At 42.6% G+C, this 21,591-nt stretch carries 20 protein-coding genes; 11 read left to right on the top strand and 9 right to left on the bottom strand.

Annotated elements, in window-relative coordinates:
- Window positions 1-33 precede the first annotated feature (33 nt).
- The 3 genes from ACM0OZ_RS28605 to ACM0OZ_RS28595 form a co-directional block, all read right to left on the bottom strand.
- Window positions 34-1,488 (bottom strand): methyl-accepting chemotaxis protein, encoded by a 1,455-nt coding sequence (locus ACM0OZ_RS28605; protein ID WP_414586224.1) that lies wholly within the window; start codon window positions 1,486-1,488, stop codon window positions 34-36.
- A gap of 94 nt (window positions 1,489-1,582) precedes the next feature.
- The gene (locus ACM0OZ_RS28600) at window positions 1,583-2,680 is read right to left on the bottom strand and encodes a chemotaxis protein CheW (RefSeq protein ID WP_414586223.1); all 1,098 of its coding nucleotides are present in this window, start codon (window positions 2,678-2,680) and stop codon (window positions 1,583-1,585) included.
- A 136-nt stretch (window positions 2,681-2,816) separates the two neighbouring features.
- Entirely contained in the window at window positions 2,817-3,995 is a 1,179-nt protein-coding gene (locus tag ACM0OZ_RS28595; protein ID WP_414586222.1) for a response regulator, read from the bottom strand.
- Window positions 3,996-5,695: 1,700 nt separating this feature from the next.
- Here ACM0OZ_RS28595 and ACM0OZ_RS28590 point away from each other — a divergent pair.
- The gene (locus tag ACM0OZ_RS28590; RefSeq protein WP_414586221.1) at window positions 5,696-7,426 is read left to right on the top strand and encodes an ABC transporter ATP-binding protein; all 1,731 of its coding nucleotides are present in this window, start codon (window positions 5,696-5,698) and stop codon (window positions 7,424-7,426) included.
- A 353-nt stretch (window positions 7,427-7,779) separates the two neighbouring features.
- On the opposite strand, the gene ACM0OZ_RS28585 is transcribed toward ACM0OZ_RS28590, so the two are convergent.
- The gene (locus ACM0OZ_RS28585) at window positions 7,780-8,322 is read right to left on the bottom strand and encodes a hypothetical protein (protein ID WP_414586220.1); all 543 of its coding nucleotides are present in this window, start codon (window positions 8,320-8,322) and stop codon (window positions 7,780-7,782) included.
- 392 nt (window positions 8,323-8,714) lie between these two features.
- On the opposite strand from ACM0OZ_RS28585, the gene ACM0OZ_RS28580 reads away from it, so the two are divergent.
- Window positions 8,715-11,252 carry an NACHT domain-containing protein gene (locus ACM0OZ_RS28580; RefSeq protein WP_414586219.1) on the top strand — a complete coding sequence of 846 codons (2,538 nt, stop codon included), beginning with the start codon at window positions 8,715-8,717 and terminating at the stop codon, window positions 11,250-11,252.
- A gap of 272 nt (window positions 11,253-11,524) precedes the next feature.
- Here the strand turns inward: ACM0OZ_RS28580 and ACM0OZ_RS28575 are convergent, their stop codons facing one another.
- Window positions 11,525-11,692, bottom strand: a complete 168-nt coding sequence (locus tag ACM0OZ_RS28575) for a hypothetical protein (RefSeq protein ID WP_414586218.1) — start codon at window positions 11,690-11,692, stop codon at window positions 11,525-11,527.
- Window positions 11,693-12,109: 417 nt separating this feature from the next.
- On the opposite strand from ACM0OZ_RS28575, the gene ACM0OZ_RS28570 reads away from it, so the two are divergent.
- Window positions 12,110-12,274: a hypothetical protein gene (locus tag ACM0OZ_RS28570; RefSeq protein WP_414586217.1), complete on the top strand. Its 165-nt coding sequence runs from the start codon at window positions 12,110-12,112 to the stop codon at window positions 12,272-12,274.
- 93 nt (window positions 12,275-12,367) lie between these two features.
- Here ACM0OZ_RS28570 and ACM0OZ_RS28565 read toward each other — a convergent pair whose 3' ends face one another.
- Window positions 12,368-12,742: a c-type cytochrome gene (locus ACM0OZ_RS28565; RefSeq protein ID WP_096570299.1), complete on the bottom strand. Its 375-nt coding sequence runs from the start codon at window positions 12,740-12,742 to the stop codon at window positions 12,368-12,370.
- Between the two features lie 298 nt (window positions 12,743-13,040).
- On the opposite strand from ACM0OZ_RS28565, the gene petG reads away from it, so the two are divergent.
- On the top strand, window positions 13,041-13,154 hold the full coding sequence (gene petG, locus ACM0OZ_RS28560; protein ID WP_017316458.1) for a cytochrome b6-f complex subunit V: 114 nt from the start codon (window positions 13,041-13,043) through the stop codon (window positions 13,152-13,154).
- Between the two features lie 127 nt (window positions 13,155-13,281).
- Here petG and rsmD read toward each other — a convergent pair whose 3' ends face one another.
- A complete protein-coding gene (gene rsmD / locus ACM0OZ_RS28555; RefSeq protein WP_414586216.1) occupies window positions 13,282-13,824 on the bottom strand; it encodes a 16S rRNA (guanine(966)-N(2))-methyltransferase RsmD in 543 nt (180 codons plus the stop codon).
- A 230-nt stretch (window positions 13,825-14,054) separates the two neighbouring features.
- Window positions 14,055-14,690, bottom strand: a complete 636-nt coding sequence (gene hisH, locus ACM0OZ_RS28550; protein ID WP_414586215.1) for an imidazole glycerol phosphate synthase subunit HisH — start codon at window positions 14,688-14,690, stop codon at window positions 14,055-14,057.
- Between the two features lie 67 nt (window positions 14,691-14,757).
- Between hisH and ACM0OZ_RS28545 the strand changes: the two genes are divergently transcribed.
- Both ACM0OZ_RS28545 and ACM0OZ_RS28540 read left to right on the top strand, forming a co-directional pair.
- The gene (locus ACM0OZ_RS28545) at window positions 14,758-15,270 is read left to right on the top strand and encodes a peptidase C15 (RefSeq protein WP_414586214.1); all 513 of its coding nucleotides are present in this window, start codon (window positions 14,758-14,760) and stop codon (window positions 15,268-15,270) included.
- Between the two features lie 40 nt (window positions 15,271-15,310).
- Window positions 15,311-16,702, top strand: a complete 1,392-nt coding sequence (locus tag ACM0OZ_RS28540; protein ID WP_414586213.1) for a DUF3370 domain-containing protein — start codon at window positions 15,311-15,313, stop codon at window positions 16,700-16,702.
- 121 nt (window positions 16,703-16,823) lie between these two features.
- On the opposite strand, the gene ACM0OZ_RS28535 is transcribed toward ACM0OZ_RS28540, so the two are convergent.
- The gene (locus ACM0OZ_RS28535) at window positions 16,824-17,021 is read right to left on the bottom strand and encodes a hypothetical protein (protein WP_414586212.1); all 198 of its coding nucleotides are present in this window, start codon (window positions 17,019-17,021) and stop codon (window positions 16,824-16,826) included.
- Between the two features lie 344 nt (window positions 17,022-17,365).
- Here ACM0OZ_RS28535 and ACM0OZ_RS28530 point away from each other — a divergent pair, with 344 nt between their 5' ends.
- The 5 genes from ACM0OZ_RS28530 (at window position 17,366) to ureC (ending at window position 21,428) form a co-directional block, all read left to right on the top strand.
- Window positions 17,366-18,223, top strand: a complete 858-nt coding sequence (locus ACM0OZ_RS28530) for an urease accessory protein UreD (RefSeq protein ID WP_414586211.1) — start codon at window positions 17,366-17,368, stop codon at window positions 18,221-18,223.
- 43 nt (window positions 18,224-18,266) lie between these two features.
- Entirely contained in the window at window positions 18,267-18,569 is a 303-nt protein-coding gene (gene ureA, locus ACM0OZ_RS28525; protein ID WP_414586210.1) for an urease subunit gamma, read from the top strand.
- Window positions 18,570-18,591: 22 nt separating this feature from the next.
- Window positions 18,592-18,900 (top strand): urease subunit beta, encoded by a 309-nt coding sequence (locus tag ACM0OZ_RS28520; RefSeq protein WP_414586209.1) that lies wholly within the window; start codon window positions 18,592-18,594, stop codon window positions 18,898-18,900.
- Between the two features lie 254 nt (window positions 18,901-19,154).
- On the top strand, window positions 19,155-19,691 hold the full coding sequence (locus tag ACM0OZ_RS28515) for a DUF1349 domain-containing protein (RefSeq protein ID WP_414586208.1): 537 nt from the start codon (window positions 19,155-19,157) through the stop codon (window positions 19,689-19,691).
- Between the two features lie 9 nt (window positions 19,692-19,700).
- Window positions 19,701-21,428 carry an urease subunit alpha gene (gene ureC, locus ACM0OZ_RS28510; protein WP_414586207.1) on the top strand — a complete coding sequence of 576 codons (1,728 nt, stop codon included), beginning with the start codon at window positions 19,701-19,703 and terminating at the stop codon, window positions 21,426-21,428.
- The last annotated feature ends 163 nt before the right edge of the window (window positions 21,429-21,591 follow it).

The raw sequence follows: 21,591 nt of genomic DNA, 5'->3' as shown, positions 1-21,591 counted from the left end.
AGCTGTTTTGATGAATGATTTTGTTTCGTTTTGTTACAGCATAGCCTGAAGATTCTGAGCCGCTTCACTGAGGTCTTCGGTAGCTTCTTTCACCTGGGAGATGCCAAGGGCTGTTTCTTTTGCTTCTAAGTTGATAGCATTCATCGCTGCGACAACCCTTTGCACCGCAACAGCCTGCTGTTTAGCTGTCATGGCAATCTCTTGGTTGTTAAGGAACACCATATTAATAGCATCAGCGATATTGATGAACACATCACCTGTTTCTTCAGCTAACCTGATTCCTTGGGTCGCTTTTTTGGTGCCTTCATCAGTCACCATGATAGTGGAGTTAATTGCTGCTTGCACTTCGTTGACCAAAATATGAATTCGGTCAGCTGATTTCCTGCTTTGATCAGCCAGTTTACGAATTTCGCCAGCCACGACGGCAAAGCCTTTGCCTTGCTCACCCGCACGCGCTGCTTCTACGCCTGCGTTGAGAGCCAACATATTTGTTTGGGTTGCCAAATCTGCGACGATGTCAGAAACTGTGGTGATTTGTCCTGTTTGCTCAGAAAGACGAACAATTTGGTTGGCGATCGCAATCACCTGGTCTTTTAGTTCCGAAATACCGTCCATCGCCACACCCACTGTTTTCGTTCCTGACTCAGCCAGATCTAAGGCTTTCTGCGCTCCAGAGGCAGAAATTTCGGCTTTTTGGGCGGATTGGAGCGAATAAGTTCCCACTTCCTCAATAGTAACTGTGGTTTCATTCACTGAGGAAGACTGCTGCAAGATGGTGCGTTCCTGTTCGTTGACTGTGCTCGTAATGTCTTTTGTCGAAGATGCAACCGCATTTGAGGCGTCTTGGATTGTCTTAGCAATACTCGACGAGAGAGCATAAGAAATGACTAGGGAAATAGAGGCAGCTAGCAATGTACCCAAACCGGCAATAATTTGTATCAAGACAGTTGCCTGTTTGACTTCGTTAATCGATGCTTGAATAATTTTGTCTTGCTCCCGTTCAAACTCATTTTGCAACGTTTCAAAATTTTGAACAAGCTCTCTACTTTTTAACGTCTCAAATTTTTTTCTTGCTTCATCTTTCTTACCTGTTTGTATTAAACTAATTATCTCTAGGTCAATTTTTTTGAGTTGCTCCCCAAGTTCACGAAGTTTTTTCAACCGCTCTTTTTGCTGCGGATTCACAACAACCTTTTCAGCAGCTACAAGCGAGCTTTCGTATTGAGAGATTGCCGTGTCAGCGGATTCTATGAAAGATTTTTCATTATTAAGTATCAGCAAACCACGCATTGCCCGTTCGGTTGTTGATATACCCAATGCTGCTTTGCCTGTTGCTTGAGATGCGGTCTTAGTATCTTCTATTTGTTTCAAGGATATATCAAGTTTTCGAGAATTTCCAAAAGCCAGACCGCTAATCACTATCAATAAGAATAGCGGGAATGAATATCCCAATAAAATTCGACCTCTTAACTTTAATTTTGCCAACATATGTTCATATCCTTCTAGGTGATATCTATTTATAAATTCATTGAGAATTCAGCCAATATGAATGAGTTATACTTAATACGAATTGTCGCTCACACTAAATTTGTTCATTCACTACCAGTCCTCCTTGAGTCAGGATTTTAGGTAAGTCTAGGACAATCAGCATTTTTTCCTGAAAGAAAGCTATTCCTTGAAGGTACTGTGCATCGCCCGTGAGTTTTATTGTGGGCAAAGGATTGATTTCAGCAGGGTTGAGATTAACCACCTCCAAAACTTTATCGACAGGCAATCCGGCAACAATATCATCAACTTGAACCACCACTGCTTTAGAACCAACTCTAATCGGGGTGATTGGCAAATTCAAAACATTCCGAATATCAACTAAGGTGACAATTTCTCCACGCAAATTCATATTGCCAACAATATGGTTTGGGCAACAGGGAATTGGTGTCAAATTGTCAATATCAGTGAATTCCCGCACCAGTTCTAAGTCTAGCCCATAGTACTCGTCACCAATGCCAATCACTGCTAAAGGCATCAGCTTGTTTGTCACCTCTAAGTCTTCTAATGATTGCCTGAGATTCTCCGCCCGCTGTCGGAAAATAGCTCTTTCTTCAGGAGTCGCATGGGGAGAATATAAGTCGTAGAAGTTTGGTGTTTGGAATTCCTCAATCTGTTGGTATTCGTGATAATTTTGTTGTTGCTCATCACCTGTTATCATCTCCAACTGGCTTTGTGCATCCCAAATCAAGGTGACTAAAATATCTGGTTGACGAACTAATTTCTTGGAATCAAGCAAAAAAATTGTTTCTGAATCTAGATTGGCGATACCAGTAAGAAATGTCGTGTTGATATCACAAATAAATCCATCATCAGGCGCTGTTTCAATGACTTCATCATCTAGTTCTAACATTTCGTTTACCAGGTGAACTAGTATGCCAATTTGCAAGCCCTCCCACCCTAAAATAATGATGTAGTCGCTAAGATAGCAAACTTTCGGGAGATATCCTTGAAGCCAATCAAGATGTATTACTGGCACAATTTGCGTCCGCAAATTGAGGATACCGATAATATCGGTACTTGCTTCAACAATGGGTATCAGTTCCGGAAGCGGGAAAATTTCTTCAACCAGCGCTGCTTCGATTCCATAGTGCAAATCATGTATACGAAATGTCAGGTATTTTTTGTTTTCCATTGCAGTTTTCTACTCTTGATGTTGACTGTTAACAATTAACTGTCAATGGTCATATGATACTTATTTGAATACAATTTTATATAATAAAAGGATAGGTAATAATACAAAAGTAAACTGAAAAGCTTGCAAAACTTTGTTATCGAAAGTTATATTTGTAAGAGACAGTTTTTAAAGTTTCTCGTCTTTCGCCCACAAATTTTCCCACAACTTCAAGTAAATGGTGAGGTTCAAATGGCTTGGTTAAATAATGAGTTGTTCCAGCAATTTGACCTCGAAGTTTATCAGAGAATTTATCTCGTGCCGTGACCATAATAATGGGTAAATTCTTGAATTTCGCAATACTGCGTACTGTACGGCAGAATTCTAAACCGTCAATATCTGGCATAGTGACATCCAACAGCAACAGTGCAATAGGATTGGTATTCATCAAACTCAGCGCTTGCAAAGCGTTATCTGAAAAAAGAACTTGATAACGTTCTCCCAAAGCCCGCTTGATTAAAATCTGCACCACAGGGCTGTCATCAACACTCAGAATAACTGGGCGTTGCTCTTCAACATGAGAAACTGTTTGAACCACAGGTGTGTGCTGTCCAAAAGTTATCCAGTTCGATGCTACCCACGACCTATAGCTTTGTGCTAGATTCAGAGGGTCTTCGTCTAATTGTTCGGCGATGTCTATGAGCGATCGCCTACCATCCACCCATTTGTATAAATCCTGCTGCGCAATGCTTGTTTTTACTGTTCGCCAACCTGGTAACAGTTGAGGAATCGCCTCCATGCTGGGAATAACACGAGCAAGTGCAGTCCATTGGTGCTGGCGATGAGCAACATCTTGGATCAGTTTCTTCCATTCCAAACCGTGAGCATCTTTTCCATAACTTAGGTCAATCTCAACTGTGGGATCTAACTCTAATTTTCCTGGATAAGGTAATGTTTGTTCTAACACTTGCACAAATTCAGTATGGATACAGGTTTCAATCTCTTCCCACTTAAACACTCGTATCCGCACGATTTGCTCTAAAAGTTCTCGAAAAGATGATGGATTTTGTAATTTTTGCGCTGCATATCCAACAGCAACGTTAGCCCAGTCATGACTTAACTTAATCCCAATTCTTCTAGCAAGTTCTTGATTATTAACTCTTTTTGACCCGCCGTAAACAATCTTGCCGTTGTTCAAAAAGACAACACGCAATCTTGGCTTTTGCTCAGAATTTACAATTGCATTGATCCAAACAGAGCCACTAGCCCCTGTACTTTGTAGATCCTCTAGCAAATCACTGAGTTGTCCAGCTTGATACTGTAATGATTTCAACATCCTATATTAAATAATTTACTATACATTTAGAGGTATATGTAGCGGATGAATCATATTTTGTCATTACCCACATTCAAGATGTGGACAACCCATATGAATTTTGCTTTTCCGTCTTAAAAAAGAAAACCTGTCTATTCAAAATTCTGCCCTTGTCACCTACTTTGCCTCAAAGCGTAGGTTTACTAGTAGATTTACCCCAACATATGTAGCTCAAACAAACACTAAGTTGCTATTTTATTGCCTATTCATAAATTACATAACTTAACTGGATCTATCCTCGCTCACACTAAAAAGTATGCGCTTAGTGAATCATCAAATTTACACTACAGATTTAGGGCAGTCAGTGTAAGCACCACAGCCCTCCAAAAAAGTAGGTATTCAAGAAGAATGAATTTTCACCTGTGGAAAATCCGGTAGATACCCCATAACCTCATTGCGACCGATAGCAAAAATGAGACACACCCAATCACGGTATCAAGAGGTTTTTTTCGTTGCGATCGCTTTCTTACGTATATACGTATATACGTATTTTAGTAAAAAGCGACAACCGAGTACGGTCACGTACCCAGGTTGAGTAGCATAACCAAAGTTACCAAACAAGACACTAAAAATCAAGTAGAATCTATGAAGGCTTTAAGAAAAGTTGTTTAATTGGGATCAAAGCTTTGATTAAGGCTTTGAAATGAATCATGTACCAGGTTAGCTCTTATACTGCCTTGGTACCTGTGATTGCTGTGTGTAAAAATTCCAAAAAATAAGATTTCTAAGCACATTACTGAATTGATTATTATTGATTTTTATTTCATTCTTTCTCTTAAATGTTTACATATAGCAATCCTCCGCAGATTTATGAAAATTGAGAGACACAGATCCCCGACTTCTTTAAGAAGTCGGGGATCTTGTTTTTCACAAATGATTTAGCACTGCTATAAATAAAATGAGTAGAGGTTAAAATCCTGCTCAAAGTTCCCAAGTACTTACCGCTTCTAAAAACCGAAGCATATCTGGGCATTAGTCCGTAAATATGGGCAAGCTCAACTCCACGGTATAAGTTCGCTCGATTAGAAGCGCTTGGAAGCTTGGTTCCCTTGCTTCGTAGCTCAGGTTCTTTGACCACTAATCCCCAGTTAGAGATACTGAAACGAATTTCAATACGAGACTTAAAAAATATTCAATTTTTAATAATTAGTTTGTGCCAAGTGTTTCAAGGGTTTCACGCCAAGTAAGCTATGAGATCCCGTACTAATCAAACGTTGATTGATTATACAACAACAAACGTACAGTTTCCGCATTCCGATGGGCAATAATTCAGACATTTGCCTAGATATGCACAAAATTAACCGAGCAGCATCCAACCCTTACTAAAGAGCAGTCACTTTTTGGGGGACTCCTCCAAGCAAGTCAACTCAAAGGAAAGAGGAACTCTAAGAGGATGTTTGTCAAGTGTCGTATTGTACCAAAATTTATCGATGATCCCCCTAAATCCACGCCAGTTCGCCCACTCAAGACCCCTGCGTACCCGTCACTGGCTCCCCTTAAAAAGGGGGACTTTTACCCCCTTTTTAAGGGGGCAAGTTACCAAGGCTACTACGCCCTGAAGTTAAAGAAGATTCCGACATTAGTATTTAGTTGAGCTTTCAGAAACTAGAGAAAAGCTGATAGCGTCAAACAAAGGAGAGTATTTTTGTGGACGTTGTAGCTTGAAAACGCGCTCTAACTACTGGCAGCTTCTACCGTACATCCAACCCCAGTGGCAAACCATTGTCAAGGGGTTCATTGGCATCTTGGGATATGTGCTAGCGACTTTGGCACTTTTGACTCTTGTGCGTCAATTTGCAACTGTTTTTGGGGGTGGTGATTTAAAAGCGATCGCCCTACAACTTGGCATCATAGCAGCAGTGTTTCTTGCCCGAGGATTTTTTCAATCTGTGCAAGATATGTACATGGCAAAAGCAGCACTGCGAGTCGCTTTTCATCTCCGTAAACAGGTTTACTCACACCTGCAAAAGCTCAATCTCAGCTATTTTGAAACAGCAAAAGCAGGTGATTTATCTTACCGCCTCACCGAAGATATCGACCGAGTTGGGGAAGTTGTACACAAACTCTTTCACGACTTTATCCCCTGCGTTTTGCAGTTGGTGGCAATTCCCATTTACATGATTTCTCTGAATTGGCAACTGACGCTTGCTACAGTCATTGTTGCACCGTTGATGGGTATTTTAATTGGTTGGTTTGGCGAAAAGTTACGCCAGTTCTCCTTAAAAAGTCAAAATCGTGTTTCAGATTTGTCAGCAATACTAACGGAAGTTTTCAGCGGTATCCGCCTCATCCAAGCTTTTGCAGCAGAGAAGTACGAAATTTCCCGGTTTAGCCGTGAAGCAGAACGCACTTTAAAAGCAAAATACTCAGTCGAACGACTCAAAGCAATTCAGATTCCGATTATCGGATTTCTCGAAGTTTTGAGTGTTTTAACACTGCTGTTCGTTGGCGCGTGGCAAATTGCTAATGATAACTTGACAGTAGCGGACTTTCTTAGCTACCTAACTGCAGGAGGGTTGTTGATTGACCCTATCGCTCACGTAACGAACAACTACAATGAGTTTAAACAGGGTGAGGCGTCTGTTGACCGCGTTTTTGAATTGTTGGCAATTCAACCTACAGTGGTGGAAAAACCAGATGCTGTTGTGCTTCCGACCGTCACTGGTAAGGTGGAATATAGTTCTGTGTCCTTTGCCTACAAAACTGGTGAACCTGTTTTAAAAGATATCAGTTTATTGGCACAACCAGGAGAAGCGATCGCCCTTGTAGGTGCTTCGGGTGCTGGTAAAACCACTTTTGTGAATCTTCTCCCCCGCTTTTATGATCCCAATATTGGTCAAATCTTAATCGACGGCGTTGATATTCGCGATGTCACACTTGACAGCTTGCGGCGACAAATTGGCATTGTTCCCCAAGAAACGATTATGTTTTCTGGGACAATTGCCCAAAATATTGCTTTCGGGCAAGACTTGTTTGATATCGAAGATGTTGAGAAAGCTGCGAAAATTGCTAACGCCGATCAGTTTATCACCCAACTGCCAGATGGTTATCACACTTGGGTGGGAGAGAGAGGGGTGAATTTATCCGGTGGACAGCGACAAAGAATTGCAATCGCGCGTGCTGTTTTGCTGAACCCCAGAATTCTTATTTTAGATGAAGCCACATCGGCATTAGATTCAGAGTCGGAAGCTTTGGTACAGGAAGCGCTAGAAAGGCTGATGGAAGGGCGGACTGTGTTTATTATTGCTCACCGTTTGAGTACAGTAAGGCGGTGCGATCGCATTTTAGTTCTGGAACGCGGTCAAATTGTTGAATCGGGAACTCATGAAGAATTGTTAACGCTGGGGCGTCGTTATGCCAGATTTTACGCCCAGCAGTTTAGCCAGACTTGACGTACTCCTCGGCATAAAATGTACGAGGATTCTTAAAAGATGTTCCAATGTAGGCATTAGCCATACATTTCCACCTTAATTCCTGTTTTTTAGACTCTTAACTAGACTGAAAATCAGTCCCCGCTACTACCGTCTCCGCAGGCATTTTGATTTTACGTCCACTTTGGGCGTCCCACCGCAGACTACGGTACAGTCACTCATACTACGTTTCTACCCTCGGAGTCCAGTTATGGATATCCTGTATGGATCGCCACCCAGTACCTTCAAGAATTCTACCAGAGAAACATGATTGTTAAAACCTGTCGTGTCACGTTTCATCCCCGGATTAAAAGGCAGGGGTTCTCACGCTCCCGTTATGCTTTGATAGACAACTCATGGGACAACTCATGGTCTTCATGAACAGCAAAATCCCAGTTTAGGAGTTTTTCCAAAAGTTGACTCTGACGTTTGGCATTTTGCTCAATCTCTTTCAGCGCCACAATTGTAGCACTGCGGTCAAGTTGACCTTGACGCCATAGTTGAGTCAAGTGAGATGTGCGATTCAGGCACGACTTGAACTCGATAGCCACAGAATATTGAAACTTTCTTAACTTTTGATAGTGAAAGTCTACATTGAGTGACAAACTTGAAGCATCAGAGTCGATTTCGTAAGGAGCAAGACGCCAGTTTAGGAGTTGTTCCAACAGTAGAGTCTGAAGTTCGGTGTGTTGCTCAACGATTTCAAAAGCTTGAAGAGTGGCATTGTGGTCGAATCGACTTTGACGCCACAAATGAATCCAAGATAGCAGACAGTTAAGGGAAAATCTAAATTCAATAGATATAGAAGATAGAAATTTTATATACTTTTGGTTAACGTAATCTGCATCTATCTTAGTACTGACTTTATTTTTTCTCATATCATACTTCCTATTGTAGTGTTGACCAGAATCGGCGGTAACTACCGGAAACTAACGGAATTAACTCTACTGTACAAGTTTTCTTTAGGAGAGTCTGTATACCCACAAGCAGATTTGTTCTACTATCTTGAGGAGTATCACTAAACTAAAACTTAAAAAAAAATTCGGGATCACCACACGGATAAATCAGGGATACTCACCAAAATTTTTTGTTTTCAAAGAAAGAACTTGGAGGCTTTTCACCTTGATCCATCTAGCCAGAAAAATTTCCCAACAGATAATTTCTCCGTGTTTATCTGCATACATTTACACTTTTAAATACCCTACAATCCACTTGGGTTTGTAAAACTTTATAAAAACTAAAGATTTTAGGAAAAGTCGAGAGAGCATAAATGGCAGCCATTACAGTTCATCAAAAAGTATTTGAAAAATTAAAACAAGCTTATATAGAAAAGTTAGGTAGTTCACCGAAACTTCTCATTACTGAGTTAAATCGTGTTTATCAAGATAAAGACAATTTGACAAAAGATGTCATTTCTGACAAAACTTTACGTAATTTCTTCAACAACCCTGAACCAACAAAAATGCAGGAGAAGAATCTTAACTTTTTATGCAGAGTGTTGTTAGGATACGAAAGTTATCAAGAAGCTTTGAGACAACAAGCAGCATTAGAACAAGGACAAGCAAACACTCATGTTCATGAAGATTGGCTTGAGCGTTACCAGGAATATCTCAGAATAAAGTGCGGCACAATGAAGGTGCTCACTATGACTCAACCTGTAGAATTAGATAGTGTTTATGCGAATGTCAATGTTTTAGAAGGTATTAAAGGCAAAAAGCAAACAACAATTGAAGAGTTGTTAGGTAACATTTCTAGCGACAATGTCAATAGTATAAGCTTTAGTCGCATCAACTATACAGTGAGCAATAGAAATATAGCAGCTTTAGATGCCGTTAAACATTATCCTAAGCTTCTGATTTGGGGTAAACCAGGAGCAGGTAAAACGACTTTTCTTAAACACTTAGCTTTGCATACTACCCAAGAGGTAGGACAGCAAATTATCCCGATTTTTATTTCATTGAAAGCATTTGCAGATGAAGAAGATAAACATAGCCTTATTGATGCCATCAAACGAGAATTGCTCACTTACGCTTCTGTGTCAGAGTCACTTGTTCAGGAGTTACTAGAACAAGGTCGTTGCTTGATACTGTTAGATGGTGTAGATGAAGTCAGAGACGCAGAAAGCAACCGAATATACAGAAGCATTAATACTTTGGTAGAACAATTTTCCAAAAACCGTTTTGTTATGACCTGCCGTTCCGGAGCTTCAGATTATACATTTGAATATTTTACAGAAGTGGAGATGGCAGATTTTAATGAACACCAAATTGTGATGTTTGTTAATAAATGGTTTGCATCTAGTCAAGAGCCCAAACTAGGAGAGGAATTCTTAGGAGAAATAGAAAAAAACAGTTCTATCAAAGAGTTAACAACAAATCCTTTACTACTCACTATGTTGTGTTTAGTGTTTGAGGATTACTATAAATTGCCCAAAAATCAATACTCACTGATTGATGATGCTATAAATGTCCTGCTACGCAAATGGGATGCTAGTAGGCGAATTGAACGCAATTGGGCGAACCAATTTAACTTACCACATCAACGAAAAATTAATCTGCTTAGCCAGATAGCTTATGAAGCTTTTAACCAAGAACCACAAAAGTATTTTTGGCAAACGAGTGAACTAGAAGAGTTAATTAGGAATTATATTGAAAATATTTCTGATATTTCTCCTAAGACGCTAAGGATTGACAGTTTAGCAGTCTTGAAAACTATCGAAGCCAATCATGGATTACTTGTTAAGCAAGCTCAAGAACTTTATTCATTCTCCCACCTAACTTTTCAGGAATACTTCGTAGCTAATTACGTCGTGGAGAGTCGAAATCCCGAAATTTTGAAACAAATTATCAAGCAGCACTTAACCAACCATCAGTGGCGAGAAGTGTTTCTCATGATTGCAGGACGACTCGCCAATGCTGATGAATTTCTCAAACTCATTTTTAGCCAAATCAACAAGCTAGTCAATAGTAAAATTTTCCAAGATATGTTGGCTTGGTTGGATGATGTCACAGCCTTACACGCAGTAAAATCTAGTTCATGGAGAGCGTTTTATTTATTTGTCGATCAGGAGTTTGAACTTTACACTAATCGATTGACAAAAATTGATTCTAACTTGGCTTTAAAACTTGCAGTTATTTTGAAAGAGTTCAATGACGAACGAGAAAAAATTATCAAACGTTCACAACTGTCCAATTTTGCATTAAATTTAGTTGATATTTCTGCTAAAGTTTCTGCTAAAGCTTACGAACAAGAATTTGAACCTCATAACATCAACCCTTTGTTAAGAAAAGAACTTCCTGTTAGTGTTAATGCTCCTCAACTCCGAGGTGGACTCACTATTGATAAGGAAAAGGGTATCATTAGTATTCATAAACAGGAAAACCAAATAACTCTTGACAAAGAACATTTTCCTTTTCCAAATGATAGCAATAATGATGTAGAAGATATAACTGAGGGTGAAGAAGATATAGTTGCTCGTGCTAGACAACTGAAATATGACGATTTAGCAGATGAACTGATATACTTGCAAGATTGCTTTCCCTCTGATGATGCCCTGACATGGGAATGGCAAGAGTGGTCAAAAAAATTGAAAGGATTGATGAGGTTGTATTTACATATTGGTTTTGATGATGTGAAATTTTCCCAAAAGCAAATCAAAACTTTGAAAGATTATTTTTATGCCAATATTCTATTAATAGAATGTATTCGAGGAGATTGTTACTCTTCAAAAGAGTTACGCAACCAAATTGTTGACCATTTATTGTTGCCAAAGAAATGTATTCCTAAAACCCTCACCCTTGAAATATAGAAGTTATGTTCACAAGGTGTCCGGCAAATTACCCATAATTACAGAACCCCACCCCTAACCCCTCCCCCGCAGTCGCACGGGCGGGGGGAACCCCCGCACGGTGAGCCAGCACTGCAGGCGGGTTTCCCACGCCCAGGTGACTGGCGAACCCGAAGGGCGCTGCTCTCCGCAAGCGGAGAGGGGAAGTTTGGCTTACTCACATCTTGGACCAGTTGTTTTCTTGCAATTTTTGTAGGGTGGGCACTGCTTACCGTTCGCGAAAACCCTTATTTTTACGTTGTGGGCAGTGCCGCTACATTTTTCCGAGACTTAACCGGACAACCTATTGCCTTCGGCAACGCTACGCTAAGGGCAAAAAAGGCGGGTTTATTTGTTAACAAGTACGGATAATTGAGAATGACCGCCTTTTTTGCCCCCACCACAGATATCTGAGGAACCATTAGGAGTACTCGTGGGGGATGTTGTCCTGTTTTGTCATGGTTTCACCCAACCCACCCGAAGGGTTTTGAGAATGGTGAGTCCAGCCCTGTAGGCGGGTTTCCCACGCCCAGGGGACTGGCGTAAGCGCAAAGCGCAGGCTCCTTCATGTGCGCAGCGTCTCCGTAAGCGCAAAGCGCAGGCTCCTTCATGTGCGTAGCGTGCCCGTAAGCGCAAAGCGCACACTTCGTGTTCGCGCAGCGTGTCCGTAAGGACTCAGGGCTTAGGAGATACCCGAAGGGTGCAAGATCTCAGCTTAACCACTCATTCCGGGTAGCCCACAACCTTATTATTCCACTCTTTACCGCTTATTACCGCTTATTACCTTGAATGCTATATTAATTAGGTACGCTGTAGCATTAAAAAAGAATGGCTGTAATATGAGCAAGCAGGTTAAGAAAGTATGTAAGCACGAACCGGGTAAAGAGTGGACTGACGGCTGTTGTAGCTCGAATCATGTAGATGACACGAGTTCTAGAAAGCCTGATGAACAAGTCACAAAATTTGCTTTCGAGCAGTCTTTGTCAGCCCAACCAGGGACATAAGCGAAAGCTACTTGCTGCAATTATTGTGCTATAATCCAGTCGGCAATTTCTGGTATGCACTACCCAGTCCCTACCTTTTATTTCCTGGGAAGTTCATAGGGTTTCCAAATAGCTCAACAAATCCGCCATTTCTTGTGGGCTAGGTTGAAATTTCGGCATGGGTGGAGTTTCCCCACTAATGACTTGGTGAATCAGACCATACGAGGATTTACGCTTTGAGACTCCTTGTAAACTGGGACCTACGCGCCCATCTGCTTCCCAGCCATGACAACCAGCACAGTTGATTTGAAAGATGGCGTGTCCTAGTACTTGGTCGCCTTTGAGCGATAGAACGCTTTTGACGTATGGATCGGAAGCTCTGGTTATATCAACAGCAAAAATGCTCAAAACAACTGCTAGCAGAATCGCCAGCGCCGTCAGAGTGATTCGCCAAATCAGAGTTTCAGGTTTGGTAATCTGGTTATCCAAAAGTTTGCTGTTTAAGTTGAAGTGTACAAAAAGTTTTCATTTCATACACATAGCTTAAAAGTTCTTGATTGTGACTGCAAGCACAGACAAATGTTTTTTTGCTAACTCAGGAGGGGGTAGGGGTGAGGGGGATGCTGTCGGATGAGGGGGATGAGGGGGATGAGGGAGATGAGGGGCATGAGGGGGATGCTGTCGGATGAGGGGGATGTGAGCCTTTGGAAGAAGGGATTCATGCCAGATTTGGTAGAATCAAGAGCGGGAACAAAATATTGAACGATAGCAACAAAGGAGATTTAAAGTGGTTGAACCCTTGCTTGACGGCATTGTGCTGGGTCTAATCTTCGTAACCTTGAGTGGATTGTTTTACAAAGCCTACCAACAATACAAGCGCGGCAATCAGCTAGGTTTGTAAAGAAAGCATAAGGAGATGAGAGAGATGAGGGAGATGAGGGAGATAAGGAAGAGTACTAATTGTTCTTTGACTTCCTCATGCGACAGCATCCCCCTTCTCCCCCTCATCCTCCTTTTGAAGCCTTCCCTCACTCCACAACCCTGTAAAAGGTTAAAGCTGTGTTTCCGTAAACTTTTTCGCGGTAGATTTCCCAAGATGGAATGACTGGAGGTGTCCAATCTTGAGGATTATGTTCGACTGCTATTTCACCATTGGCGTCTAAAAGCCCAGAGTGAGCGATCGCCTGTAGCACTGGCTGGTATAATCCACTCGCATAAGGTGGATCGAAGTAAATTCTGTCAAACTGTCCTGACAATTTTGGCAAAAGCTGTACCACATCTCCTCGCAGTACCTTCCATTCTTGTTCGGCACTCGCTAAGCTCTGCCAGTTTTGTTGGATAATTGCACAAGCACGGTTAGATTTTTCAATCCCTACGACTAGGCTGGCTCCTCTACATAAAGCTTCTGCACCCATTGAACCAGTACCGGCGCACACATCCAGCCAGCGACAACCTTCTATTGTCCCTTGCCAAATATTAAAAACTGCCTCCCGTACCCGCGCACTTGTCGGTCGGGTTTCTCTCCCTGGTAAAGTTTTTAATTGTCGATTACCGTAAATTCTTAAACTCATTAGTCATTAGGAGGCTGTGCTCGACTAGGGTTCCCCGGCATAAAGCACCTGCCGTTCATTAGTCATGAGATGCAAACATCTTTTTATAGGGTAAGCATCACCCACCAGTCACTTGTAAAGGTGGGTAATGCCATCCTATATGAAATTTACAATTTTTAACAATCAATTCTCAAAAAACCCTTTGACTATGAACTAAAGACTAGAGACTATTGACTCATCCACAATTGTATTTAGGCAGCAACTTGTGTCCAAACTTGGGAGACAAAATTAGACAGAATTTGCAATCCAATATTAGAGGATTTTTCTGGGTGGAACTGAACTGCCATAAGGTTATCGCGGGCGATCGCAGCTGTTACAGTTTGACTACCGTGGGTAACATTTGCAGCACAGACTTGCGGATCTTGTGGATCAACATAATAGGAATGGACAAAATAGACCCAAGGTTGAGATGGGAGATACTCCCACAAATTACTTTTTGGGTGAGTCAGTTCGAGTTGATTCCAACCCATATGAGGAATGGCGATTCCTGGTTCTCGGTGAAATCGCCTGACTGTTCCTTTAATAATTCCGAGTCCAGGTTCAACGCCTTCTGCACTTGACTCAAAAAGAATTTGCAGTCCTAAACAAATGCCTAAAAAGGGTTTGCCAGATGCAATTGCATCTTTGATTGGTTTTTCCAAACCACGTGCTCTCAAGTGTTGCACTGCTGGATCGAATGCACCCACTCCCGGCAAAACTACAGCATCTGCCTTTTCTAATTCCTTTTGAGAGTCAGTAATCTTAGGAGTTGCCCCGGCTTTTTCCAAACCTTTGCAAACCGAGTGCAAATTTCCCATGTCGTAGTCTACGACTGCAATCACTGTCATTTACCTGCTCCCTGTTAATTTATGATGGAGGGTATTTCTATATTATCTATATTAAATAATATTCGATATGAAGAAAAGAATTCTATTAACTTCTTTTGACACTTGGCTATCTGATCAAAAATCAAATTCTTCTGATGATTTGTTGGCAGAAGTTGCTCGGCTTAACTCGTTACCTTATGATTTAACCTTGTTGCGACTATTGCCTGTAGATGTGCAGCGAGCCCGTTTTCGAGTCATAGAAAAAATTCATGAACTCCAACCAGACTGCATTATCTGCTGTGGCATGGCACGAAAGCGGACACTATTAAGTGTGGAAGTCGGCGCTAGTTGTGGAGAAAATGTGTTGCAGACAACAGTTGATTTAGAGCAATTAGTGGCGGGAGCAAGGGCAGTTGAGATCAGTCACGACTGCGGAAAATTTGTTTGCGAAGGTCTTTACTATTGCGTTTTAGATGAACTACGCCAACACCAATTAACAACCCCTTGCATCTTTGTCCACGTTCCTATTGTGACTGAAGAAAATTTGCCCTTAGTCGTTGACGATTTTTTATTGATTATGCACAGGCTGGCACTTTGGTAAAGCTGTTTGCGTCTGTAGCGAGAAAAATATATGTAAGTATATGTTGCCATTCTTACTAATTTTTCCTATCGCTCAAATAACTCCTCCCCCTGCAGCACCGCCACAAGAAATTGTGCAACAGCAACAAGTGCGTCCTTTACCAGGCAATCTGGATAATATCCCTGTATTTAACAGCAATAGCCCAGAAAAGGTTCTCAAAGAAGGAATTTTGCTTTCCACCTTTCCATCCGCAGGGAAAAAAGTTCCAACCGCACACCTGAATTTTCCTTTTAAAGGACGATTTGATGTTTTTGCCCACCATGTTGCTCAAGCACCCACACCAGAAGACTTGCGATCGCTGTACCTCGGGATAATTGTGCACAACCCAGGAAAACAACCTGTGACAGTGAACATTTTGCAGGCGGCGAGTTATTTAAGCCAACCAGATGCGCCGTTTGCGGAGTTGCCATCTAAGAGTGAGAATATTTTAGGAACAATTTTTGCCGGACCAGGCGATCGCGTGATGGCTGATGTCCTTCGGGGACAACGACAAGACACATTTCCTCCCCAAATTATCATTCCACCAGGCGAAAGCCGGATGTTGATGAATGCACCCATTCCTGTCAACGGACTGACACCACCGTTAAATGGTCGGTCTACACTCATGCGACTGTGGAGTAATGACACAGTTTATGCAGCGAGTCTGGCAATGTTTGCACCAAAGAATCCTGATGGCAGCGAGCGTGAGCCTACTTTAGAAGAATGGCAAAATTTACTAAATAATGGTGATTTATCCGGACCACGCGATAAAGTCCCCACGCCTCTTGAAGAGACTAATAAACCAATCATATATGGTCGCGTTGCCGGAGTCGCCCAGGGGACTGAATGGAAAGCATTATTAATAGATGATCCAAAAACTCAACATCTGACCATTCCCAGTTCTGGACAAGCCTTTTCTTACGCTCTTAGTGCTTTAAATCGCGGTACCTTAGGAACGAGTCAAATACAAAGTGCGCCGATGCTAGTGCGCTATCCTGACACCGCATATCGCGCTCATGGAAATTACACTGTGCAATACAGCTTAACATTGCCACTGTATAACAATACTCAGAACCCGCAAACCGTTATGGTGTCCATGCAGACACCAATAAAAGAAGACCAGTTAACCAAAGCAGGATTGCGCTTTTTGAATCCACCAGCGCAGCAAGTGTTCTTCCGGGGTTCCGTAAGGGTACGTTACAAAGATGACCAGGGTCTGCCCCAAAGCCAGTATTTGCATTTAGTGCAGAAACGGGGACAACAAGGAGAACCATTAGTGATGTTAAATATGAAAGCAGGCGAGAGAAGATTAGTAGAAGTAGACTTCCTCTATCCGCCAGACGCCACCCCACCCCAAGTGCTGACAGTTCAGACGATGAATAATGCCGGTTCAACTAGTAGTTCATCGCATTAATTATGATGGTTGTATAAGTTTGTAGTAAGGACTTTAGTCCACGACTGTTTGAGCGCTCTTTGCGCTCACTACCAAGCCTTCAAAAAAAGAAAAAATCCCACGCTTTCTAAGCATAGGATTATCAGTCTGACCTTTCATTTCCTAAAACTTTCACCTTGACGACAACATCATCATTGACCTTGACATAGACCTTGACTACCACTCCAAATGTGGGATCGACTTTGACGAAAACGTTCACCTTTACCACAATTTGCAAGAAACCCCGGTAGTTAAACCGGGGAAAAGGGGTTTTGTCGTGTACTTTGAGTCTTTTATGCAAGACCGCATTAATTTATAAAGATAGGCTTGTTTGAATCCAAATAATTGCCAAATTGCCAAGTAACTAAGCAAGAATAGCTAAAATAAAACCCCAGGCTTATTACCTGGGGTTGACGGTGTTTCAACCACGATGTGCATGACGGCTTATTGCCCTAATCTATCCTTTTGTTGTTAACAAGAGTAGCCAAAATGCCAAAAACACTTATCCACAGATAACTACTGAGTTTGCGACAATTCCCTCAACAACTATGTGTTCTTGGCGAAAAATCGTAATAAATATTAAGTAGAGTCGGCAAGGCACACCCTATAGACTAAAAAAAAGAAATTAAAAAAAATTAATAATTTGTGAATCAACAGCCTAACTATCAAACCACAGCACAATCCTCAAATGGCTGGCATGGCAAACTTAATTTAGTGTACGCCCATCGCCAAAATACAACAACGCTGATTCACAACCAAAATCAAGCACCGCTGAAGGTGCAACGCCCGTTTTATCCAGAAGGGCAAGAGGTTTGTCATAGCGTGATTTTACATACAGCAGGGGGAGTTGTGGGAGGCGATCGCCTTTCTTGCAATTTTCACCTCCAACGCAACGCCCAAGCACTGATCACCACAGCCGCAGCAAGTAAGATATATCGCAGTAATGGCACTCAAGCAAGACAAAGCATTGAGATACAAGTTGATGTTGGTGCTTGCTTGGAGTGGTTACCCCAAGAAACAATTGTCTTTAACGGGGCGATTTATCGGCAAGACTTGCGGGTAGAATTAGCTACGAAAGCGAGTTGGATCGGCTGGGAAATCAACCGATTTGGACGCAGTGCTAGAGGAGAGAAATTTGTAACAGGAGAATGGCGATCGCACACCGAAGTTTGGCAGCAAGGGGTTCCCTTGTGGATTGATAGGCAATGGTTACCGGGTAGCGAAGAGGTTTTTCACAGTCCCCACGGCTTGGCAGGACAACCTTTGGTAGGTAGTCTGGTATACGTTGGGCAAGAGGTTTCACCGGATTTGGTAGAGAAAGCGCGTTCCCTGTGGCGTGGGGAAGGGGAAGCAGGTGTGACTCGTCTTTCATGTGGATTATTGTGTCGATATCGTGGTTGTGCAACATCTGAGGTGAGAAACTGGTTTATTGGTGTCTGGCAACTGCTGCGACAATCATTTTTGGTACGTTCTAGTTGTGTACCGAGAGTTTGGCAGATTTAAACGAACCGCAAAGGCGCGAAGGGCGCAAAGGAAGAGGTAAGAAATGCAACTGACGCCGCAGGAGAAGGATAAATTGTTGATTTTTACTGCTGCGCTATTGGCAGAAAGACGGAAAGAAAGAGGTTTGAAGTTGAATTATCCAGAGGCGGTGGCGTATATTTCTGCTGCTATTTTGGAAGGTGCAAGAGATGGGCGAACAGTTGCAGAATTGATGAGTTATGGGACAACTCTGTTAACGCGGGATCTGGTGATGGAAGGTGTACCAGAAATGGTGCATGAAGTGCAGGTGGAAGCAACTTTCCCGGATGGGACAAAGTTAGTAACAGTGCATAATCCAATTCGTTAATTCTCGCACATAGAGGTAAAGAATGATTCCAGGGGAAATGATAACACTAGAAGGGGAAATAGAACTTAATGCAGGTCGTTCTACTGTAAGATTGCAAGTGTCAAATACAGGAGATAGACCGATACAAGTTGGTTCTCACTTTCACTTTTTTGAAGTCAACGCTGCGTTGAATTTTGACAGAGAACAAGCGCGGGGAATGCGCCTCGATATTCCCGCTGGGACAGCAGTCCGTTTTGAACCAGGCGATGAAAAAGAAGTGAGATTAGTGCCCTTAGTTGGTAGTCGTCAAGTTTACGGCTTCAACGCCAGAGTGAACGGACAACTAGATTGATGATAAGTCCGCCAAGGGTTAGAAACCCCACAGCGAGTAGCCTAAGTCCTTTCAAGAGGACTAAACGCAAGACGAGGCAAGATTTTCAGTCCATTTTAATGTAGAGACGTACCATGGTACGTCTCTACATAGCCGGGAACTTCAGTTCTGAGCGGGTGCGTGAGCTAATTGAGAATAATGCAAGATGTCAGTTCCTAAGTTCCCCACGCCAAAGCCATAAGTGTACACACTTTAGATGTGAGGATTCAACAGAGATGGAATGGTACAATGAACCGCCTGTTTGGAATGTCCAAGATGATAGAATCCGCATCACCTCTGGATCGAAAACGGACTTTTGGCGTGAGACGCACTACGGCTTTATTAGAGATAATGGTCACTTTTTCTATGAACAAATTCAGGGTGACTTCGTTGTTGAGGTGAAAGTCACTGGTGAGTATCAAGAATTATATGATCAAGCTGGACTGATGGTGCGTTTAAATGAGTGTCATTGGTTGAAATGTGGTATTGAATTTGTTGATGGTGTGCAACAAGTCAGTGCTGTCGTCACACGCGACTACTCGGATTGGTCTGTTATCCCAATGCCAGAAAATCCTGATGCAATTTGGGTGCGTGTGACTCGACGCGGGACTGCTGTGGAAGTGCAATACTCTCTGGATGGCAATGATTACACGATGCTGAGATTGGCGTATCTCACTCCTGTGGAAACAGTCAATGTTGGTGTCATGTGTGCTTCTCCAGAGGGAAATGGCTTCCCGATGAAGTTTGAAAAATTTACAATTCGCAGTTTGTGAGGAGTTGTTATGAGTTACAGAATGGATCGCCGCGCTTATGCGGAAACCTTTGGTCCAACAGTAGGCGATCGCATCCGACTAGCCGACACAGAATTATTTATTGAAGTTGAACAAGACTTCACCACTTACGGGGACGAAGTGAAATTCGGTGGCGGTAAAGTCATCCGTGATGGGATGGGACAGTCACCTATTTCCAACGCCGATGGTGCAGTTGATTTAGTGATTACCAATGCCTTAATTCTGGATTGGTGGGGTGTCGTCAAAGCAGATATCGGCATCAAAGACGGCAAAATATTCAAAATTGGTAAAGCTGGAAATCCCTATATTCAAGACAACGTAGATATTATTATTGGTCCTGGTACCGAGGCGGTAGCTGGGGAAGGCATGATTCTCACTGCTGGCGGTATCGACACCCACATTCACTTTATTTGTCCGCAACAGATTGAAGTGGCGATCGCCTCCGGGATTACCACAATGATTGGCGGTGGTACTGGTCCTGCTGCGGGTACAAACGCTACTACTTGTACTCCAGGACCTTGGAACATTTACCGAATGCTGCAAGCTGCCGATGCCTTTCCTATGAACTTAGGATTTTTAGGTAAAGGCAATGCCAGCTTACCTCAAGGACTGGTGGAACAAGTACAAGCAGGTGCGATCGGGTTAAAGCTGCACGAAGACTGGGGAACTACACCCGCAGCAATTGATACTTGTCTGAGCGTCGCCGATGAATACGATGTGCAAGTAGCAATTCATACCGATACTTTAAATGAAGCGGGGTTTGTGGAAGATACCATCGCCGCTTTCAAGAATCGAGTTATCCATACATACCATACTGAAGGTGCAGGCGGCGGTCACGCACCAGATATTATCAAAGTCTGCGGGGAAGCCAATGTGCTACCATCTTCTACCAATCCCACACGTCCTTACACCGTCAACACGTTAGATGAACACCTGGATATGCTGATGGTGTGTCATCACCTCGACGCTGGTATTGCGGAGGATGTGGCGTTTGCAGAGTCGCGCATCCGTCGTGAGACAATTGCCGCTGAAGATATTCTGCATGACTTAGGTGCATTCAGCATGATTTCTTCCGACTCCCAAGCAATGGGACGGGTAGGAGAAGTGATAATTCGCACATGGCAGACAGCGCACAAAATGAAAGTGCAACGCGGAGACCTCACCCCAACCCCTCTCCTACAAGGAGAGGGGCAAAGAGCAGATAATTTTCGGGCAAAGAGATATGTTGCCAAGTACACCATCAATCCAGCCATTACCCACGGTATTTCCCAGTATGTGGGTTCAGTGGAAGAAGGAAAACTTGCAGATTTGTGTTTGTGGCGTCCAGCGTTTTTTGGTGTCAAGCCGGAGATAGTCATTAAAGGCGGGATGATTGCATGGTCACAAATGGGCGATGCGAATGCAAGTATTCCCACACCGCAACCAGTGCATATGCGACCAATGTTTGGTAGTTTTGCAGGTGCGCGTCACGCTACATCGTTCACTTTTGTCTCACAAGCAGCGTTAGAAAGGGAGATTCCCAGTCAGCTGGGTTTGCAAAAGCAAGCAGTTGCAGTTTCCGGGACACGCCAATTGAGTAAGCAGGATATGAAGCTGAATGATGCGTTACCTCATATTGAAGTGGATGCGGAAACTTATGAAGTTAGGGCTGATGGCGAGTTGCTAACGTGTGAACCTGCAACAGTTTTGCCGATGGCGCAAAGATACTTTTTGTTTTGATATCTTATCTTTTGGTATCTATCTTTTGGTATTGTAGGAGCACCTGCCATGACTGTCTCTACTCATAACAACTAGGCTTAGGTGCAACCTACATTCCATAGAACAGAGAGGTGAAAAACTGTTAGGTGAAAAACTGTTGTTAATTTTCAAATCAGTGAGAGCT

The sequence above is a fragment of the Scytonema sp. PCC 10023 genome (assembly GCF_963920835.1).
In the GTDB taxonomy this organism is placed as follows: domain Bacteria; phylum Cyanobacteriota; class Cyanobacteriia; order Cyanobacteriales; family Nostocaceae; genus Kalymmatonema.
Note: the sequence above shows the minus strand (reverse complement) of the source record. Positions and strands in the feature narration are given on the sequence as shown.

Excerpts from the sequence above, each read along its gene's own strand:
- ACM0OZ_RS28605 (WP_414586224.1), bottom strand. The coding sequence starts at position 1,488 with ATGTTGGCAAAATTAAAGTTAAGAGGTCGAATTTTATTGGGATATTCA.
- ACM0OZ_RS28600 (WP_414586223.1), bottom strand. The coding sequence starts at position 2,680 with ATGGAAAACAAAAAATACCTGACATTTCGTATACATGATTTGCACTAT.
- ACM0OZ_RS28595 (WP_414586222.1), bottom strand. The coding sequence starts at position 3,995 with ATGTTGAAATCATTACAGTATCAAGCTGGACAACTCAGTGATTTGCTA.
- ACM0OZ_RS28585 (WP_414586220.1), bottom strand. The coding sequence starts at position 8,322 with ATGAGAAAAAATAAAGTCAGTACTAAGATAGATGCAGATTACGTTAAC.
- ACM0OZ_RS28580 (WP_414586219.1), top strand. The coding sequence starts at position 8,715 with ATGGCAGCCATTACAGTTCATCAAAAAGTATTTGAAAAATTAAAACAA.
- ACM0OZ_RS28575 (WP_414586218.1), bottom strand. The coding sequence starts at position 11,692 with ATGGTTCCTCAGATATCTGTGGTGGGGGCAAAAAAGGCGGTCATTCTC.
- ACM0OZ_RS28570 (WP_414586217.1), top strand. The coding sequence starts at position 12,110 with ATGAGCAAGCAGGTTAAGAAAGTATGTAAGCACGAACCGGGTAAAGAG.
- rsmD (WP_414586216.1), bottom strand. The coding sequence starts at position 13,824 with ATGAGTTTAAGAATTTACGGTAATCGACAATTAAAAACTTTACCAGGG.
- hisH (WP_414586215.1), bottom strand. The coding sequence starts at position 14,690 with ATGACAGTGATTGCAGTCGTAGACTACGACATGGGAAATTTGCACTCG.
- ACM0OZ_RS28545 (WP_414586214.1), top strand. The coding sequence starts at position 14,758 with ATGAAGAAAAGAATTCTATTAACTTCTTTTGACACTTGGCTATCTGAT.
- ACM0OZ_RS28540 (WP_414586213.1), top strand. The coding sequence starts at position 15,311 with ATGTTGCCATTCTTACTAATTTTTCCTATCGCTCAAATAACTCCTCCC.
- ureA (WP_414586210.1), top strand. The coding sequence starts at position 18,267 with ATGCAACTGACGCCGCAGGAGAAGGATAAATTGTTGATTTTTACTGCT.
- ACM0OZ_RS28520 (WP_414586209.1), top strand. The coding sequence starts at position 18,592 with ATGATTCCAGGGGAAATGATAACACTAGAAGGGGAAATAGAACTTAAT.
- ACM0OZ_RS28515 (WP_414586208.1), top strand. The coding sequence starts at position 19,155 with ATGGAATGGTACAATGAACCGCCTGTTTGGAATGTCCAAGATGATAGA.
- ureC (WP_414586207.1), top strand. The coding sequence starts at position 19,701 with ATGAGTTACAGAATGGATCGCCGCGCTTATGCGGAAACCTTTGGTCCA.